Below are 18,685 nucleotides of genomic sequence, written 5' to 3' on the forward strand. Positions count from 1 at the left end.
ACAAGGAGGCCGCCGGGGCGGGCGACAAGCCCGCGCGCAGCCCTTGCGCAAGATCAATCCGGGTGGAGCCAGGCCAGCAGCGCCATGCGTCCGGTTTCACCATCGCGCCGGTACGAAAAGAAGCGTTCCGAGTCGGTCACGGTGCACATCCCGCTCAAGGACACCTCTTGTACTCCGGCACGGCGCAGGCGGAAATCGGCCAATCCGGCGAGGTCTGCCAGCCACTTTCCCGAGAGGCCCGGACGCGGCGTGAAATAGCGGGCGGTAGCGGGATCATCATGGGTGAAGGCGTCAAGCACGTCCTGGCCCACTTCGAAAACCCGCGGGCCGATGCCGGGGCCGACCCAGGCGCGCCAGCCAGTGGCCGCGGGCACCTTGGCGCGCATGGCCGCCAGCGTATGCTCGAGCACGCCACCCGACAAGCCGCGCCAGCCGGCATGCGCCGCGCCCAGCACCTTGCCATCGGCGTCGGCGATGACGACCGGCAGGCAGTCCGCCACCATGACGGCCAGCACGCGGCCCGGTTGCGACGTGACGCTGGCATCCACCGCCGGTTCGTCCGGCACATCCTGCGCATCGGCGTCCACGACGTCGCTGCCGTGCACCTGGCGCAGCCACAGCGGGTCGGCCGGCACCGCGGCGCGCACCCGGCGCCGGTTCTCGGCCACCGTGTCCGGATCGTCGCCCGCCCGGCGCCCCAGGTTCAGGGTGTCGTGCGGCGCCACGCCCGCGCCGCCTGCGCGCGTGGTGCAGAAATAGCTCACGCCGGCCCATTCCGGGCCCGTTACGACAGGCAGGCTGGCGATCACGCGTTCCATGCGATGTTTTCCTGGACCTGGGTCATGTCCTCGGGCAGCGCGGCGGCGAACTGGACTTCGCCACTACCGCCCGGGTCATCGAAATGCAGGGCGCGGGCATGCAGCATCTGGCGCTGCGCGCCTGCGATGTTCTTGCCGCCGTAGATCGTGTCGGCCAGCAGCGGATGGCCCAGGCTGGCCATGTGGACGCGGATCTGGTGGGTGCGGCCCGTTTCCAGGCGGCACACCACTTCGGTGACACGACCGCCGGGATCCACCTGGCCACGGCGGGCGGGCGCGTAATTGGTAATGGCGGGCTTGGGCGCCACCGGGCGTTCGACGCTCATGCGGATCGGCACGCGGGCATCGCGGCCAATGGCGCGTTCGACACGGCCGGCGCCGGCGATCCAGCCATGCGCCAGCGCCACATATTCGCGGCCCATGCTGCGCGCCTGCAACTGGCGCACCAGGTGCGTCTGGGCGCGCTCATTGCGGGCGACCACCATCAGGCCAGAGGTGTCCTTGTCCAGTCTGTGAACGATGCCGGCACGCGCGACGGACGCCAATTCCGGAAAGCGGTACAGCAAGCCGTTGAGCAGCGTGCCGCTCCAGTTGCCCGCGCCGGGATGCGTGACCAGGCCAGCGGGCTTGTTCACCACGATCCATTCGGGGCTTTCGGCCACGACGACGAATTCAACGGGTTCAGGGGTGAAGGCGCGCGCATCGGGCGCCGGCTGGGCCCAGACTTGCAACTCGTCGCCCGGACCGACCGTCTGACGGATCTTGCCGGGCGCGCCGTTGACGTGCACGTTGCCGGCTTCGATCCAGCCTTGCAGGCGGCTGCGCGAATGGTCGGGCAACAAGCCGGCCAGCACCTTGTCCAGCCGGTCGGCCTTCACGGTGGAAGGCACGGTTACAAGTTGCGGTTCGCCCCGGTTTCCACTGGGGGTTTCGTCGGAAAGGCCCAGAAGTTCATCGTCGGAAACGAGATCTGTGCCGGCGGCTGTATCAGACATGGAGACAAATCATATAATCAGCCTGCCATGCTAACACCAAGGATACGATTCTCGTGATTCACCACTCCGCAGCTCCCTCGAACCCCGCATCCCGAAGCGGGCCGGTTTTGCGCGTGGTTATCGCGCTATTTGCCGTCATCGTCATCGCCGGTTGCGGCTCGACCAACAGCAAATACGACAAGACCACCAACTGGAGCGCCGAACAGCTCTACGCCGACGCCAAGGCCGAAATGTCCTCCGGAGGCTGGAAGGAAGCACGCGAACGCCTGACCGCCATCGAAAGCCGCTACCCCTTCGGCGTCTACGCCCAGCAAGCCCTGCTTGAACTGGCCTACGTCAACTGGAAAGACGGCGAAAACGAACAGGCCCTGGCCGCGATCGACCGCTTCCAGCAGCTGTATCCCAACCACCCCGGCACCGATTACGCCCTGTACCTGAAGGGCCTGATCAACTTCACGCCGGCCAGCGCCTTCATGAGCAACATCACCGGCCAGGATCCCGCCGAGCGCGACCCCAAGGGGCTGCGGGCGTCTTATGACGCGTTCAATGAACTGATCAAGCGCTACCCGGACAGCAAGTACACGGTGGACGCCGAAAAGCGCGTGGCATGGCTGGTCAACACCATCGCCATGAACGAAGTCCACGTTGCCCGCTATTACTACGAGCGCGGCGCCTACGTGGCAGCGGCCAACCGCGCACAAACCGTGATCACCGACTTCGAAGGCGCCCCCGCCACCGAAGAGGCGCTCTACCTGATGGTCGAGTCCTACGACAAGCTTGGCATGACGGAACTGAAGAACGACGCGCAACGCGTCTACGACAAGAACTTCCCCAACAGCGACTTCAAGAGCAAGGGTCTGACGGCCGACCGCAGCTGGTGGAACCCGTTTGATTGATGGGTCCGTGTCCGGCTGGCCAGTGCGCGTTTGATTGGCCAGCCAGCGCAATCTCGCCGCATGGGAAAAAGCAAAGCCCCTCGATCGAGGGGCTTTCTTTTTGTCCGCCGGGGCCACGGGGCCGCCGGAGCCGTTATCCCTGCGGCGCTACGCGTCCCCGCCTTCCTGCTTGCGCCGATAGAACGCCAGCACCTCCTCCAGTTCGCGCGTCCGCGCGAAAGGCGGCAGGCCGCGCCAAAGGCGCTTGCCGTATGGCTTTTCGACCAGGCGCGCATCTCCCACCATCAGCACGCCCCAATCCGACTCGGTACGGATCAGACGGCCCGCGCCCTGCTTGAGCGAGATCGCGGCCTCGGGCAACTGGTATTCCGAAAACGGATTGCCCCCCTCGGCCCGGCACGCGCGCAAGCGCGCTTCGATGACGGGGTCGTCGGGCGGCGCGAACGGCAGTTTGTCGATGGCGACCAGGGTCAGCACGTCGCCGGGCAGGTCAATACCTTCCCAGAAACTGGCGCTGCCCACCAGCACCGGATGCTTGAGCTTGCAAAAACGGTCCAACAGGTCGCGGCGCGTGCCCTCGCCCTGTTTAAGCAGCGGCCAGTCGTGCCCGGCGTCGTCGAAGGCGTCGGCCAGCAAGGTCGCGACCTTGTCGACCGCGCGCAGCGTCGTGCACAGCACCAGCGTGCCGCCGGGGCTGGCTTCAAGCAGGGGCAACAGCGTCTGGACGAAACGGTCCAGGAACTGGGGCGATTGCGGTTCGGGCATGCCGCGCGGCACGAAAAGCAGCGCCTGCTCGGGGTAGTTGAACGGCGATTCCCACTTGCCGGTGCGGGCGCTGGAAAGCCCCAACTGGCTGGTGAAGTGCGTGAACTCGCCGTTCACCGACAGCGTGGCCGACGTCATGATCCAGGCCTGGCCCGGCTTGCGGTATTTGGAGAACGCCTGGGCCACCGATAGCGGCGCCGAGTGCAGCCGCACGTGGTGCTGACCGTGTTCGACCCAACGCACCGCGGGCCCCGTCCATTGGACGGCCGCGGCGGCCACGCCTTCCAGGATGGAAGCCGGCGTGGCGGGGCCGTCGCCCAAGTCGGCGGCGGCGGTGGCGTCGGGCGATTGGTCGTCGCGCCCCCAGCCTTCATCGGCCATGCCGGCATCGGCGCGGCCCGGCGTGGCCCAGCGTTTGAGGCGCACGGAGATTTCAGCGCCGCTGCGTGCAGCAGCCATCAGGTCGGGGTGTTTCTCGGCCACCGCGCCCAAGGCTTTGGTGGCCGTATCCACGGCCTCTCGCAGGGCGGCCAGCGCCTCGTCGAATTCCTCGGGGTTGGGGATGGCGTCGAACGTGGCTTTGCGGCCCGGCATCCGGTCCAGCGGCGCACAGACCAGCCGCAATTCGCGCGCGGCGGTTTCCAGATGGCGACTGACGTCGCTCCATTTGGCGGCTTCGCGCGCGTACGCCAGGCCCGCGACTTCCAGCGCGCGGCCGAAGTCCATCAGTTGGTGCGTGGACACGCTGCTGCCCAGGAAGCGGGTGGCGGTGTCGGGCAATTGATGGGCTTCGTCGAAGATGACCGTATCGGCTTCTGGCAACAGGTCGGTCACGCCCTCTTCGCGCAGCACCAGGTCGGCCATGAAAAGCGCGTGGTTGACCACCACCACGTCGGCCTCCTGGGCCTGGCGGCGTGCCTTGACGACGAAACAGTCGCGGATGCGCGGGCATTCCTGGCCCAGGCAGTTCTCACGCGTGGACGTCACGCGTTGCCAGATGTCGGCGTCTTCGGGCACCTGGGCGAGATCGCTGCGGTCGCCCGTCTTCGTAATGCCCGCGAAGACCTGGATCTGGCGCAGTTGCTGGATCTCGGTGCGCGATTTCAGCGCGCGCTCATCGCCCTGCAGGCGTTCAAGGTGATAGTGGCAGACGTAATTGCCGCGGCCCTTGAGCAGCGCCGCCGTCACGGGCGCGGCCAGCGCGGCGCGCACGCGCGGCAGATCGCGCGCGAACAACTGGTCCTGAAGCGTGCGGGTGCCGGTAGAGATCAGCACCTTGCCGCCCTGGATGAAGGCGGGTACAAGATAGGCCCAGGTCTTGCCGATACCGGTGCCCGCTTCCGCCACCAGCGTGGCGCGGTCCTGGATGGCGTCGCCGATGGCCTGCGACAGCTCCACCTGCGAAGGGCGTGGCTTGTAGCCGGGCATGGCCGTGGCCAGAGGCCCGTCCTCGTCAAAAAATTCGGAAATATCCAGGTCCAGCATTACGGCAGCCTAGTGTCGGTCGGCGTCTATGGTGAACCGGTACCGCGTACGGTTCGGCCGCCAGACACTGATGTGGGAAAGGACCAAATGATACCCGTTGCAGCGCCCGTCTCCGGCGGTCGCAGGGACGGATCGGTCCATGTTGGCACGTTCTGTAACAGTGGCTTATGGCACAATCCGCCCCTTGTTTTTCCTTTTTGTCGTCGTATAGAGATGTCTGAAACTTCCGCTATCACGAACGTCGCCGCCGGCGTCGACAACGCCCGCATCGTCGCGCAGCTTGCCACCGAGCTCGGCGCGCGCCCCTCCCAGATCGCTTCGGCGGTGGAACTGCTGGATGACGGCGCCACCGTGCCCTTCATCTCGCGCTATCGCAAGGAAGCCACCGGCGGCCTGGACGATACCGTGCTGCGCAATCTGGAAGTGCGCCTCGGGTACCTGCGCGAACTCGAAGAGCGCCGCGGCTCCATCTTTGAATCCATCTCGCAACAGGGCAAACTCACGCCCGAGCTGCAGCAGGAAATCGCAACGGCCGATACCAAGCAGCGCCTGGAAGACTTGTACGCGCCGTACAAACCCAAGCGCCGCACCCGCGCCCAGATCGCCCGCGAAGCGGGCCTGGAACCGCTGGCGGACGCGATCCTGGCCGATCCGGCCTGCGACCCTGCCGCGCTGGCCGCGCAATACCTGAACCCCGAAGCGTCCATCAACGACGCCAAGGCGGCGCTGGACGGCGCGCGTGACATCCTGGCCGAGCGCTACGCCGAAAACGCGGATCTGCTGGCCGACATGCGCGAGCATCTCTGGTCCACCGGCCTGATCTATTCCAAGATGGTCGACGGCAAGGAAACCGAAGGCGCGAACTTCCGCGACTGGTTCGATTTCAACGAGCCGCTGCGCACGCTGCCCTCGCACCGCATTCTGGCGCTGCTGCGCGGACGCCAGCAGGGCGTGCTGGAACTGCGCCTGGGCCTGGAAGCCGAACTGGAAGCGCAGCTGCCGCACCCGTGCGTCGCGCGCATCGCCAACTTCCTGAAGCTGGGCAACGGGCTGTTCGCGCTGGACGCCACGCCGCGCGCGCGCTGGCTGGGCGAAGTCTGCCGCTGGACCTGGCGCGTGAAGCTGTTGACGGCGTTTGAAAGCGAACTGATCGGCCGTCTGCGCGAAAGCGGCGAAGCCGAAGCCATCCGCGTGTTCGCGGCCAACCTGAAGGACCTGCTGCTGGCGGCTCCCGCCGGCCCCAAGGCCGTGCTGGGCCTGGACCCGGGTATCCGCACGGGTTGCAAGATCGCCGTGATCGACCAGACCGGCAAGGTGGTCGATACCACCACTGTCTACCCGTTCGAGCCGCGTCGCGACCGCGAAGGCACGATCAACACGCTGGCCGCGCTGGTCGCGCGCCACAAGGTGGACCTGATCGCCATCGGCAACGGCACCGCTTCGCGTGAAAGCGAAAAGCTGGTGGGCGACATGATGGAACGCTTCCCCGACCTGAAGGTCACCCGCGTGGTGGTCTCCGAGGCCGGCGCGTCCGTGTATTCCGCATCGGAAACCGCGGCGCTGGAATTCCCCGACCTGGACGTGACCCTGCGCGGCGCCGTGTCCATCGCGCGCCGCCTGCAGGATCCCCTGGCCGAACTGGTCAAGATCGATCCCAAGGCGATCGGCGTGGGCCAGTACCAGCACGACGTGAACCAGCGCGAACTCGCGCGTTCGCTGGACGCCGTGGTCGAGGACTGCGTGAACGCCGTCGGCGTGGACGTGAATACCGCATCGGCCGCGCTGCTGGCCCGCGTATCGGGCCTGAACTCGCTGCTGGCCAAGAACATCGTGGCGTGGCGCGACGAGAACGGCGCGTTCCCCACCCGCGATATCCTGCGCAAGGTGCCGCGCTTTGGCGATAAAGCCTTCGAACAGGCGGCGGGCTTTTTGCGCATCCCGAACGGCGACAACCCGCTGGACGCCTCGTCGGTCCACCCCGAGGCGTATCCGGTGGTCGAGCGCATCGTCGCCAAGATCAAGGCCGAGGTAAAGCAGATCATCGGCCAGCGCGATGCCTTGAAGGGCGTATCGCCGTCCGACTTCACCGACGAGCGGTTCGGGCTGCCCACGGTGCGCGACATCTTCGCCGAACTGGAAAAGCCTGGCCGCGATCCGCGCCCGGAGTTCAAGACGGCGCAGTTCAAGGAAGGCGTGGAAACGCTGAATGACCTGTACCCCGGCATGGTGCTGGAAGGCGTCGTGACCAACGTCGCCAATTTCGGCGCGTTTGTCGATATCGGCGTGCACCAGGACGGCCTGGTCCATATCTCGGCGCTGGCCGAGAAGTTCGTCAAGGATCCCCGCGATGTGGTGCGTGTGGGCCAGACGGTCAGCGTGAAGGTGTTGGAAGTGGATGCCGCGCGCAAGCGCGTCGCCCTGACCATGCGCCTGAACGATACCGCGGCCCCGGCACGCCGCAGCGGCGACGCACCCAAGGGCGGCGACCGGCCCCGCCGCCCCCAAGGCGATGGCGGGCGCGGCAATGCAGGCGGCGGCGCGGCGAACAGCGCAATGGCGGATGCCTTCGCCAAACTCAAGCGCTGATCTTTCCTGGTCAGGCGACAAAAGCCCGGTGCGTTGCGCGCCGGGCTTTTTTTCTTCAGCTTAGGACTTTCCCTTAAATGGGCTTTTCCTTGCGCTCCCTCAAGCATCAAACCATAAAAATAAGGGAAAATATCTAATTGTGTCTAAATAATAAAAGCTGGTGGCGTAGGGGAACCCGGCAGGCACAAATTCCATGATCAGGCGAACAGCGGCGCGACCCGTCTATCAGGCACGAAGCACAACAACAACAGCGCCCTATCCCTGAGATTCCCCGGAGAGCCATCCGTCATGCGCGATACCATTACGCTTGCCGCTAATGAAGCGGCAACCATTACCGAACAAGAAGCCGGCCATAGCGGCGCTTACAACGAAGTCACGCTGGGCCAGTACGCGCATCTGATCGTCGATGGCGCTGAAGTGACCTTCAAGCACATCACGCTGGAACGCCTGGGCACCCGCGTCATCGAACTGCGCAATGGCGCCCAACTGCATGTGGGCGCGCTGGGTTTCGCCAGCATGGGGGCCAGCATCATCTATCGCATCGGCGCGGGCTGCGCGCTGGTCTTCGATGCCAGCCAATGGGATCCGGAAGTCGTCGCCAACACCACCTTCGACTTCGCCAGCCAAGGCAGCGGCACGCTGAAGTACTTTCCGTTCATCAACCCGGAGTGGCTGGACTGCCCGAACGTCACGGGCTATTCGGAAGGCGACATGCTTGAAATCGCGGGCCAGGGCAGCGCCCAGCGTTTCCAGGTGCGCGATGGCCGCATCGTGGCCAGCGCCCGACTGGCCTGAGCGCGCGGGTTACCGGGCCACACCCGGAACGTTCCTGATATTGCGGTAAGGTCGCCGGCGGCGCATTGCGCCGCCGGTTGACACCTTATTCCTGCGACAACGACGCCAAGGCCTCGCGCGCACGTACCAATTGCGCGTCGGACCCGGCCTGCGCGCCCGACGGCGCCGTAGCGACCGCCACGCCGTCGATCATGGCCGCATAGCCCTCGGCGCTGGCCTGCAGCACGCTGTCAGCCGGTTCGGACTGCAAGCGGCGCATCAAGGCGCCGGCCTCCTTCGGGTCGGCAAAGCGCTGCGACAGCAGCAACTCTTCGCCGTCGGCAGCCAGCAGGCGGAAACGGAAGCCGCCGTCTTCATCGCGGAAGCTGACAAAGCGGGCGCCCTTGCCCTTTTCCTTTTTGCCCTGCGCCTTGCCTGCCGCCACGCCGGCGCCAAGGTTGCGAAGGCCCACGGCCTCGCGCAATTGCTGCATCAGCGGCAGGGCCAGTTTGCGGGCGCGGGCGGCGCCGGCTTGCAGGATGTCTTCGATGCGGCCCGGGTTGGCGATCAGGTCAACGTACTTTTCACGCATCGGCGCCAGCAGCGCTTCCAGGTGTTCGTACAGCGCCTGCTTGGCGTCGCCCCAGCCCATTCCCTCTTCCAGCTGCTTGCGGAATGCGGCCGATTCGGCCTGCGTCGCAAACGCGCGGTACAGCGTGTACAGATGCGAGCTTTCGGCGTCCTTGGGTTCGCCCGGCGCGCGCGAATCCGTCACGATGCGCATCACCGACGCGCGCAGCGCATTCGCACCGCCTTCGAACAACGGAATCGTGTTGTTGTAGCTCTTGGACATCTTGCGGCCGTCCAGGCCGGGCAGCGTCGCCACGTCTTCCTCGATCGTCACTTCCGGCAGCGTGAAGTAGTCGCGGCCATACAAGTGGTTGAAGCGTTGGGCGATATCGCGCGCCATTTCCAGATGCTGGATCTGATCGCGGCCCACCGGCACCTTGTTCGCATTGAACATGAGGATGTCGGCCGCCATCAGGATCGGGTACGAGAAGAGCCCCATCGTGACCCCGTCGTCGGGGTCCACGCTTTTGGCCACGTTCTGGTCCACCGACGCCTTGTAGGCGTGCGCGCGGTTCATCAGGCCCTTGGCCGTGACGCAGGTCAGCAGCCAGCTGAGTTCGGGAATTTCGGGAATGTCGGACTGGCGGTAGAACGTCACGCGTTCGTGGTCCAGGCCCACCGCAAGCCAGGTGGCCGCGATTTCCAGGCGGGATCGCGCGACGCGGGCAGGGTCATCGCACTTGATCAGCGCGTGGTAATCCGCCAGAAAGAAGAATGCGTCCACGCCGGGCTGGGTACTGGCCTGGACCGCGGGACGGATCGCGCCTGCGTAATTGCCGAGGTGGGGAGTTCCAGTCGTGGTGATGCCGGTAAGGACGCGGGTATTCATGGGGCGAAGAGGCGTTTGCTAGGGGAAACAAGCAGTGTAACGTGCTGGCGGCACGGAACCGCCTGGCGGCGCCCCGCCCAAGGTGGAATCGGCGCGCTACAGGACGGCCAGCAGCGGCGCCGCCAACGCGCATAGCCCGCCCGTGGTCAACGCGGCACGCGGGCGGAACGTCAGGAACCAGATCAGCAGCAGGCCTGCGATGCTGAGGATGCCGATCCATTCGACCGTGCCGTAGCTCCATCCCCAGACCGCGGCGGAGGCGCACAGCGACAACGCCAGCGCGCCCCAGCCGAACGCCCGCAGCGGCACGCGGTGGCGCCGCGGCATGGCGCGGTCGAACAGGTTTTCGTAGTGGCGATCCATGCCCAGGCAAAGGGCGGAAAAGCCGGCGTAAGCCAGGCAAAATGCGGCAAGCGTCATGGCGTATCGCCTCGCGGTTCATAGACGACGGGGTTCGGGGCGCGCGGCGCCTCGGGTTCAGCGGCTTGGGCGGAAACCGTTTGAACGGCAGGCTGGCCGGCGCGGGGTTGGGCCACGGCCTTCGCGCGGACCTTCACCGGGGCTTTGCGTACCCGCGCCGCCTTGCGGGCCATCCAGGCGAACAGCAACGCGCTGGCCAGGCAGGTCAGGTCGAATCCGGCCATGACCCAATCGCCTTGCGGCAGGGACACGCCCAGATGGCGCGACGTAGTGAACGCGTTGACAACCGGCACCAGGGCCAACGATGCAGCGGCTACGGCCAGCAGGTCCTGCCATTTGCGGCGCTGGAACAAGAAGGCATAGACCAGCGACAGCGCCCAAGCCGAAAAGAAGGCACGCACTTCCCAGACCTGGCGCCCCGGCATGTCTGCGGGCAGCAAACGATTGACCAGGAAAAAGGCCGCTACGCCAAAGACCACGCCCGCGATCGTACCGGCGTTCAGGCCATCGACCAGACGCAAGGAAAACGCCTCGCGGGCATCGCCCGGCCGCGCCTTTTGACGGCGCTTGGCAATCCACAGCACCAGGCCGGTGCCGACCATGGCGGTGCCCGCCAGGCTGACGAGGAAATAGAACCAGCGCAGCAGCGGGGCCGCGAACAACCCCAGGTGCAGGCCCGTGATAACGCCGGCGGTCTTTACCGTGGCGCTCAGATCGTCTTCGCTTTCCTGGAGTTCGCCCGTCACGCCGTTAAAGCGCATATAAGGCGCCAGGCGGCCATACGACACGCCGTCGGCGGCATCGCGCACCAGCGTGACGGTGGCGCCGGCATCTCCGGGGTTGTTGACCGTGACGCGGCCGACCCGGCCCTGCCAGTGCTGCTGGGCTTGTTCCACCAGCGGCGCAAGCCGGACCAGCGGCGCGGGCTGATTCAGCGGCGGCGTGACCTTGAACTGCTTGAAGACGTCGTCCGTGTATTGGCGCGAGCTTTCGTAGACGGCATGGATGCCCGCGGGCATCAGCATGATCATGAACAGCACCAGGCCGCTGAACGTGATCATCAGGTGGAACGGCAGCCCCAACACGGACAATACGTTGTGCCCATCCATCCAGGCGCGTTGTCCGCCCTTTCCAGGACGGAAGGTAAAGAAGTCGGTGAATATTTTCTTATGCGTGATGATGCCGCTGATGATGGCCACCAGCATGAACATGCCCGCAATGCTGGCCAGCCAGCGCCCCCACGGGAACGCGGTTTCCAGCTCGAAGTGGAACCGGTAGAAAAACTCTCCGCCGCGTGTCTCGCGGCCGGTCACGGCCTGCCCGGTCGCCGGATCCAGCTTCACGCGCACGAATCCGCGTTCGCCCGGCTTGGGCTTGGGCACCTGATACAGCATCTGGATCAGCGGTTCACGGTCCGTAGGCGGTGTGATGAACCAGCGTTTGGCATCCGGCGCATGTTCGCTCAGGTAACGTTGTCCGATTTCGACCGCCTGCACGGCGGGTACCGGCTTCGCCTCGATCTCGGGTTGCATCCACTGCGTGATTTCGGGCCGGAAGAACGCCAGCGATCCCGTCAGGAACATCGCGAACAGCACCCAGCCGAAGATCAGCCCAGCCCAGGTGTGCAGCCAGGACATGGACTGGCGCAGGCCTTCTTCGCCCTGCGCTTTGACTTTGGCTGCCTTCATGCCGCCCCCATCATTCGCCCGGCCAGGAACAGCCCGCCCAGCACGGCAGCCGGCAGCAGGACGCCGGCCCAGGCGCGCCAGGCGTTGCGCGTGGCGAATACCCAGATCACGCCACAGGTATAGAACACGAAGGACAGCATCTGCGCCGTGGTGACGGCGTCTGCCCGCCCCATCGGCAGCCAGACGGCCAGGCACGCCGCAGCCGCCGAGGCAAGGACATAGCCGCCCAGGATGGCCGCAGCCATTCTGGAAAATACGGCCATTCGGTAGCGCATCATGCCTGCGCCGGCTGCGGGAGCTTTCACTTGGACACGTTGAAGGTCAAGGTGGATACGTAGCGGATCTTGGCGTAGGACTTGCCGTCGGCCTCGCCCGCCTTCTCTTCGGCGTGCGCGGCTTCCAGCACATACTGGCCGGGCCACGGCGTCGTGATTTCGATGCGGCCATTTTCATCGCTGTGGAAACGCTTTTCCCACTTCGGCGGGCCGAACACGGTGACTTCGGTTTTGGCCAGCGGCTTGCCCTGGAACTGCAGGACGAACGTGTTCGCGCCGGCGGCGGTCGGCACAAGCTCCAGGTCCAGCTTGCCCTGCGTGTCGGCCCGGCCCGCCTTGGCGTTGTACTTGACGAGCGTTTCCTTGAACTGGATAGGCTGGGCCAGACGGACATCGCCCTTGCCTGCCGCGCCGAACTCAACGAAATCCGCGCCTTCGGCCGACATCTTCAGCGTCTTGCCGTCGGCACCGGTCACGACGGGCGACACCAGAACCTTGCCCAGCAGGCCGTCGCGCTTTTCACGCAGGTCATCAGCCCATTCGCCAAAGTACGCCTTGGCCGAACCTTCGGCGCTGCGTTCCAGCCAAACAAAGTGCGCCTGCGCGGCGCCCGCGCTGCCCAACAGGGCAATAGCGGCCAAAGTCCTAGCGAATTTCATTTTGGATTTTTTCCTTTAGTCCGAAAACCGGTCCAACAACCCAATCAGGCAAGCCCCGCGGCCGATGCCTGTTTGGCAGGGCCTAAATTATAACCATTCTCACTACGGACGGGGTGAAAAACTGGGGAAGGATAGGACACGCTGGTTAACCCCTATTCTTTTAAATTCTGCTTTAAATATATTAATTACATATCAATGTTCTTCAACCGCTCTTCAACCAGGAGGTCCTCATGACCCATCCCCGCTGGACTGGCATTTTTCCCGCCATCACCACCAAGTTCCACGCCGACGAACGGATCGATGCCGAAGGCACCGCGAAGCACATCGATTTCCAGATCCGCAACGGCATCCATGGCATCGTCACCTGCGGCTCGCTGGGTGAAGCCAGCACCTTGACGCTGGAAGAAAAACTGGAGGTCACGAAGATCGCCCTGGACGCCGCCGGCGGCCGCATACCCGTCCTGGCCAACGTCTCGGAAACCAGTACCCGTGAGGCGCTGCGCTACATCGAAGGGGCCAACAAACTGGGCGTCGCCGGGTTCATGCTCATGCCATCCCTGATCTACGTGGCGGATGCGCGCGAAGCCATGCTGAACGTGCGCACCATGGCTGACGCCGCGCAGCAGCCCGTCATGGTCTACAACAATCCGCTGGCATATCGCGTCGACCTGAAGCCGGAACACATGGCCGAACTGGCCGATTGCAAATGGATCGCGGCCGTGAAAGACAGCTCGGGCGATACCCGCCGCGTCACGGACCTGCGCAATGCCGTGGGCGACCGCTACCAGATTTTCCTGGGCGTGGACGACCTGGCCTACGAAGGGCTGGCATTGGGCTGCGACGGCCTGCTGGCCGGTGTGGGCTGCGCTTTCCCGCGCGAAACCGTTGCCCTCTATGACCTGATGAAAGCCGGCCAGCATGCCGAGGCCCTGGCGCTCTACCAATGGATGACGCCGCTGCTGCATCTGGACGTTTCGGCCAAGCTGGTGCAGAACCTGAAACTGATCGACGTGCTGGTGGGCGTGGGTACCGAACACGTGCGCCGCCCGCGTCTGCCCGTGATCGGCGAAGAGCGCGCGCTGATCGAACGCGTGGTGGCGAAGGCACTGGCCACCCGCCCGGCGAAATACCAGTCCGTGCCTTGAACGGCGGCGCAAGGCGGTATCCGGCGGCGATACGCCCGTAGATAACCCAAGGTTATCCCGCCGCGTCATCCGCCGCGTTATCCGGCTCCGGAACGGGGTGATGCTGCGGTCGACCGCAGCACGACGTCGCCCCGTTCCCTGCCTAGACTAAGGCTGCATCCCCCTTCCCCTCACGCTGAGGGCCAACCCTGCTGAACCAAAGGCGGCGCCATGAAGCAGATCCGTGTCATCGATTCCCACACAGGTGGCGAACCCACCCGGCTGGTCATTTCGGGGTTCCCCGACCTGGGCGCCGGCACCATGGCCGAGCGGCAACGACGGCTGGCCGGCCAGCATGACGCATGGCGCGCCGCCACGGTACTGGAACCCCGGGGCAGCGATGTCATGGTGGGCGCATTGCTGTGCGCCCCGGCCGACCCGACCAATGCCGCCGGCGTGATCTTCTTCAACAACGCCGGCTATCTGGGCATGTGCGGTCACGGCACCATCGGTCTGGTCGCCACCTTGGCCCATCTGAATCGCCTTGTTCCCGGCGAACATGGCATCGAGACGCCCGTCGGCACCGTCCGGGCCACCCTGCACGACGACGGCTCGGTCAGCGTGCGCAACGTGCCCGCCTACCGGCTGCATCACGCTGTGCGCGTGAAGGTGCCGGGCCACGGCGACGTGACCGGCGACGTGGCCTGGGGCGGTAATTGGTTTTTCCTGGCCGCTGACCACGACCAGCGCATCGCGCCGGACAACCTCGAGGCCCTGACCGCCTATGCCTGGGCCATTCGCCAGGCCTTGCAACGCGCGGGCATCACGGGCGCCGACGGCGCGGAAATCGACCATATCGAACTGTTTGGGGCGGACCCCGACGCCGACAGCCGCAATTTCGTCCTATGCCCCGGCAAAGCCTATGACCGCTCGCCTTGCGGCACGGGCACCAGCGCCAAGCTGGCCTGCCTGGCGGCCGACGGCAAACTTGCCCCCGGCCAGATCTGGCGTCAGGCCAGCGTGATCGGAAGCGTATTCGAAGCGAGCTATGCGCGCGCCGAAGACCAGATCCACCCCATCATCCGCGGGCGTGCCCATGTCTGCGCCGACGCCACCCTGTTGATCCAGCCCGACGATCCCTTCGGCTGGGGCATCCGCCTGTAGCCGGCAAAGAAGCCTTCTCATGTCACACCGTCATACGGATGTCCTGGTGATCGGCGCCGGCATCGTCGGCGCCGCCTGCGCCCACGAGCTGGCGCACGCCGGCCTCTCTGTGCATGTGGTCGACGCCCGCTTGGGCGGCGCCACGCAAGCCGGCATGGGCCACCTTGTCGCCATGGACGACAACGCGGCCGAACTCGCGCTAAGCAGCGCGTCGCTGGAAATCTGGAAAGCATGGGGGCCTCGCATGAACGCAACAGCGCCCGGCTGCGCCTACACCCGCTGCGGCACGATGTGGATCGCCGCCCGCGACGAGGAAATGGCCGAGGCCGAACGCAAGCAAGCGCGCCTGCACGCCTGCGGCATTCCCGCCACGCTGTTGAACGCGCGTCAACTCGCCACCGCCGAACCCGCCTTGCGCACAGGCCTGGCCGGCGCGCTGCAAGTGCCCGGCGACGGCCTGGTCTACGCGCCCGGCGCCGCCCGTTGGCTGCTGGCGCATGCGCCAGCCACGCTATCGTTCGAAGCCGTCGAAGTCCGCGAGATCGACGCGCAAGGCGCAGTGCTGAACAACGGCACGCGGCGCAACGCCAACGCGGTGGTCCTGGCCGCCGGCATGCCGGCCGCCCGCCTTTGCGCGGACCTGCCCCTGCATCCCAAGAAAGGCCACTTGGCCATCACCGACCGCTACCCCTTTGCAATCCATCACCAATTGGTCGAGCTGGGCTACATGGCCAGCACGCAGCAGCGGGAAGGCGCTGCCGTCGCGTTCAACGTGCAGCCCCGTCCCACGGGCCAATTGCTGATCGGCTCATCACGCCAGGTGGGCGAGGCCGACCCCGCCATCGAGCCCGCCGTGCTGTCGCGCATGCTCAAACTCGCCATCGACTACCTGCCGGCGCTGTCCGGCCACGACATCATCCGCACCTGGACGGGCGTGCGCGCTGCCACCCCGGACGGCCTGCCCATCATCGGTCCGCATCCCACGCGCAAGGGGCTCTGGCTGGCGGTGGGCCACGAAGGCCTGGGCGTGACCACCGCCCCGGCCACCGCAAAATTGCTGACCGCCTTGATAACGGGCGCGCCGCCGCCGCTGGACGCCGCGCCATTTTCGGCCACCCGCCACTTTCCCGTTCACAAGGCCGCGACATGACGCCCACCCCGCTTGCACGCGTGCGCATCCAGCTCGATGGGCAACCCGTGAACGTTGCCGCGGGCAGCAGCGTCGCCGCCGCCCTGGCCGCCCGCTCGCCCGGCAACTCGCGCATCTCGGTCACCGGAGAAAATCGAGCCGCCGTCTGTGGCATGGGCGTCTGCCACGAATGCCGCGTTCTGATCGACGGGCAATTACGCCTGGCGTGCCAGACGCTTTGCCAACAAGGCATGCGCATCGAAACGGTACTGGACCCTGGCACGCGCGCCGCTTGCTCCGGGGCGCCGCTGGAAAGCCACGACGACACCTGCGACCTGCTCATCATCGGCGCGGGTCCCGCCGGAATGGCCGCGGCGCTGGCCGCCGCTCCCAGTGGGCGCGCGATCGTCGTCGTGGACGACAATCCGGCCCCAGGCGGACAGATCTGGCGCGACGGCCCCGCCGTAACGCTGCCCGATTTCGCCAAGCAGCAACGCGAGCAACTGGCGCGCCACACCAACATCCGTCTGCGCTGCGGCACACGCGTGGCCGGGCTGGCGGGCAAGCCCGGATCGTCCGCGCTGCTTCTGGAAGACGCGCGGCAAGGATGGGTCCAACACTATGGCTCGCTGATCCTCTGCACGGGTGCGCGCGAGCTGCTGTTGCCGTTCCCCGGCTGGACGCTGCCCGGCGTGACGGGCGCCGGCGGCCTGCAAGCGTTGATCAAAGGCGGCATGGCCGTGCGCGGCCAACGCATCGTGATCGCAGGGTCCGGCCCGCTGCTGCTGGCGGCCGCGCAAAGCGCGCGCCACGCCGGCGCGACGGTGGTTCGCATTGCGGAACAAGCCGCGTGGCCGGCGCTATTGCGCTTTTCCGGCAGCCTGGCGCGCTGGCCCGGCAAGGCCCTGCAAGCGGCAGCCCTGTTCCACCCCCGATACCGCAGCGCCAGCCATGTGCTTGAAGCCGGCGGCGACGGCCGGCTGCAACACGTAAGGCTGCGCCGCGGCCGCCAGGTAGAACAGCTTGCCTGCCATCGTCTGGCCTGCGGGTTCGGCCTGGCGCCCAACACGCAGTTGGGCCAGATGCTGGGTTGCGCGCTCAACGCCCACGACGGCCTGCAAGTCGACGACCTGCTCCAGACCGGCGTGCCCGGCGTGTATGCGGCCGGCGAATGCACGGGTGTCGGCGGCAGCGAACGGGCGAGCATCCAGGGCACGATCGCGGGATACGCGGCGATCGGCGAACTGGCGCGTGCTACGCGCCTGGCGCCCCGCCTGGCGCGATGGCAGGCTTTCGCAAACACGTTGCGTCGTCATTTTTCATTAGGCCCGCCCGTGCTGGCATTGGCCCGCCCCGACACGCTGGTCTGCCGCTGCGAAGACGTGCCGCAATCCGCCCTGGCCGGCTGCGACGGCTGGATCGACGCCAAGCTACATACCCGCTGTGGCATGGGCGCCTGCCAGGGCCGCGTGTGCGGCGCCGCCACGCAAGCGTTGTACGGCTGGCGGCCCATGCCCTCCCGCCACCTGCTTGCGCCCACGCGCATCGACACCCTGGCCGGCCTAGACCTTCACGATGGCCACGCCCCCGCCCCCACGACAACACGCTGCGCTGACGCGGCGGATTCCCCGAATAAGGAGCCCCAATGACGAATACCCTGGACGACGGCATCGCCTTCGCCGAGCGCCTGGCCGATGAAGCGCGCGACCTGTACGCGCCCTACTTGAGCGCCGCGCCGCGCACCGACATCAAGCCGGACCGCAGCCTCGTCACCGCGCTGGACCAGGCCATCGAGGCGCATTTGCGCTCGCGCATCGAAAGCGCGTTCCCTGGCCACGGCATTTATGGCGAAGAAGGTGGCACTGTCCGGCTGGACGCCGAGTACGTCTGGGTGCTGGACCCCATCGACGGCACCGCTCCCTTCATTGCCGGAATCCCCGTGTTCGGTACGCTGATCGCCCTGCTGCGCCGCGGCGTGCCTGTCATGGGCCTGATGGATTTCCCCGCGACCCGAGACCGCTGGGTCGGCGCGGCCGACCGCCCCACCCGGCACCAGGGCCAGCCTTGCCGCACACGGGCTTGCGGCCAACTGGCCGACGCCATGCTCACCACCAGCAACCCCGACTTTTATGCGCCGCACGAGCTTCCCGCCTTCCAGGCCCTGCGCGAACGCACGCGCTGGCGCATTTACGGCGGTTGCTGCCTGGCTTACGGCGTATTGGCGTCGGGCCGCACGGACGTCGCGATCGACGCCAGGCTGGCGCTGTACGACTACGCGCCGTTCATTCCGGTCATCCAGGGCGCTGGCGGCGTCATCACCGACTGGAACGGCCAGCCCCTAAGCCTGGACAACCCCAGCCCGCGCATTCTTGCCGCAGGCGATCCCGCGCGGCACCGCGAAGCGCTGGACCTGGTGCGCCACGCCATGGCCTGACCTGCCGCAAGCCG

The 18,685-nt window shown here is 66.4% G+C and carries 16 protein-coding genes; 8 read left to right on the forward strand and 8 right to left on the reverse strand.

Annotated elements, in window-relative coordinates:
- Positions 1-53: 53 nt before the first annotated feature.
- Positions 54-818 (reverse strand): peptidoglycan editing factor PgeF, encoded by a 765-nt coding sequence (gene pgeF / locus CQ050_RS01030; protein WP_105555003.1) that lies wholly within the window; start codon positions 816-818, stop codon positions 54-56.
- On the reverse strand, positions 806-1,813 hold the full coding sequence (locus CQ050_RS01035; RefSeq protein ID WP_105555004.1) for an RluA family pseudouridine synthase: 1,008 nt from the start codon (positions 1,811-1,813) through the stop codon (positions 806-808). The genes pgeF and CQ050_RS01035 overlap by 13 nt, the downstream gene beginning before the upstream one ends.
- Before the next feature lie 107 nt (positions 1,814-1,920).
- Here CQ050_RS01035 and CQ050_RS01040 point away from each other — a divergent pair, with 107 nt between their 5' ends.
- Positions 1,921-2,709, forward strand: a complete 789-nt coding sequence (locus tag CQ050_RS01040) for an outer membrane protein assembly factor BamD (RefSeq protein ID WP_105555005.1) — start codon at positions 1,921-1,923, stop codon at positions 2,707-2,709.
- A 147-nt stretch (positions 2,710-2,856) separates the two neighbouring features.
- On the opposite strand, the gene CQ050_RS01045 is transcribed toward CQ050_RS01040, so the two are convergent.
- The gene (locus CQ050_RS01045) at positions 2,857-4,959 is read right to left on the reverse strand and encodes an ATP-dependent DNA helicase (protein ID WP_105555006.1); all 2,103 of its coding nucleotides are present in this window, start codon (positions 4,957-4,959) and stop codon (positions 2,857-2,859) included.
- Between the two features lie 213 nt (positions 4,960-5,172).
- Between CQ050_RS01045 and tex the strand changes: the two genes are divergently transcribed.
- Positions 5,173-7,545, forward strand: a complete 2,373-nt coding sequence (gene tex, locus CQ050_RS01050; protein WP_105555007.1) for an RNA-binding transcriptional accessory protein Tex — start codon at positions 5,173-5,175, stop codon at positions 7,543-7,545.
- Between the two features lie 288 nt (positions 7,546-7,833).
- Positions 7,834-8,340 carry a hypothetical protein gene (locus CQ050_RS01055; protein ID WP_105555008.1) on the forward strand — a complete coding sequence of 169 codons (507 nt, stop codon included), beginning with the start codon at positions 7,834-7,836 and terminating at the stop codon, positions 8,338-8,340.
- Positions 8,341-8,425: 85 nt separating this feature from the next.
- On the opposite strand, the gene CQ050_RS01060 is transcribed toward CQ050_RS01055, so the two are convergent.
- The 5 genes from CQ050_RS01060 to CQ050_RS01080 all read right to left on the reverse strand — a co-directional run bounded on the left by CQ050_RS01060 (position 8,426) and on the right by CQ050_RS01080 (position 12,820).
- Positions 8,426-9,778, reverse strand: a complete 1,353-nt coding sequence (locus tag CQ050_RS01060) for a tryptophan--tRNA ligase (protein WP_105555009.1) — start codon at positions 9,776-9,778, stop codon at positions 8,426-8,428.
- Positions 9,779-9,874: 96 nt separating this feature from the next.
- Positions 9,875-10,198, reverse strand: coding sequence for a DUF3325 domain-containing protein (locus tag CQ050_RS01065; RefSeq protein ID WP_105555010.1), 324 nt, complete (start codon positions 10,196-10,198; stop codon positions 9,875-9,877).
- Positions 10,195-11,886, reverse strand: coding sequence for a PepSY domain-containing protein (locus CQ050_RS01070; protein WP_105555011.1), 1,692 nt, complete (start codon positions 11,884-11,886; stop codon positions 10,195-10,197). The genes CQ050_RS01065 and CQ050_RS01070 overlap by 4 nt, the downstream gene beginning before the upstream one ends.
- Entirely contained in the window at positions 11,883-12,164 is a 282-nt protein-coding gene (locus CQ050_RS01075; protein WP_199196705.1) for a DUF3649 domain-containing protein, read from the reverse strand. Before CQ050_RS01075 ends, CQ050_RS01070 begins: the two co-directional genes overlap by 4 nt.
- 23 nt (positions 12,165-12,187) lie before the next feature.
- The gene (locus CQ050_RS01080) at positions 12,188-12,820 is read right to left on the reverse strand and encodes a DUF4198 domain-containing protein (protein ID WP_105555013.1); all 633 of its coding nucleotides are present in this window, start codon (positions 12,818-12,820) and stop codon (positions 12,188-12,190) included.
- 230 nt (positions 12,821-13,050) lie between these two features.
- Here CQ050_RS01080 and CQ050_RS01085 point away from each other — a divergent pair, with 230 nt between their 5' ends.
- From CQ050_RS01085 to CQ050_RS01105, 5 genes are all read left to right on the forward strand, one after another.
- Positions 13,051-13,965: a dihydrodipicolinate synthase family protein gene (locus CQ050_RS01085; protein ID WP_105555014.1), complete on the forward strand. Its 915-nt coding sequence runs from the start codon at positions 13,051-13,053 to the stop codon at positions 13,963-13,965.
- Between the two features lie 210 nt (positions 13,966-14,175).
- Positions 14,176-15,108 (forward strand): 4-hydroxyproline epimerase, encoded by a 933-nt coding sequence (locus CQ050_RS01090; RefSeq protein ID WP_105555015.1) that lies wholly within the window; start codon positions 14,176-14,178, stop codon positions 15,106-15,108.
- 19 nt (positions 15,109-15,127) lie between these two features.
- Complete coding sequence (locus tag CQ050_RS01095; RefSeq protein ID WP_105555016.1) at positions 15,128-16,258, forward strand: FAD-binding oxidoreductase; 1,131 nt, start codon at positions 15,128-15,130, stop codon at positions 16,256-16,258.
- A complete protein-coding gene (locus CQ050_RS01100) occupies positions 16,255-17,886 on the forward strand; it encodes an FAD-dependent oxidoreductase (RefSeq protein WP_105555017.1) in 1,632 nt (543 codons plus the stop codon). Before CQ050_RS01095 ends, CQ050_RS01100 begins: the two co-directional genes overlap by 4 nt.
- Positions 17,883-18,671, forward strand: a complete 789-nt coding sequence (locus CQ050_RS01105) for an inositol monophosphatase family protein (protein ID WP_105555018.1) — start codon at positions 17,883-17,885, stop codon at positions 18,669-18,671. Before CQ050_RS01100 ends, CQ050_RS01105 begins: the two co-directional genes overlap by 4 nt.
- The last annotated feature ends 14 nt before the right edge of the window (positions 18,672-18,685 follow it).

It is taken from the genome of Achromobacter sp. MYb9 (genome assembly GCF_002975275.1).
Lineage (GTDB): Bacteria > Pseudomonadota > Gammaproteobacteria > Burkholderiales > Burkholderiaceae_B > Achromobacter.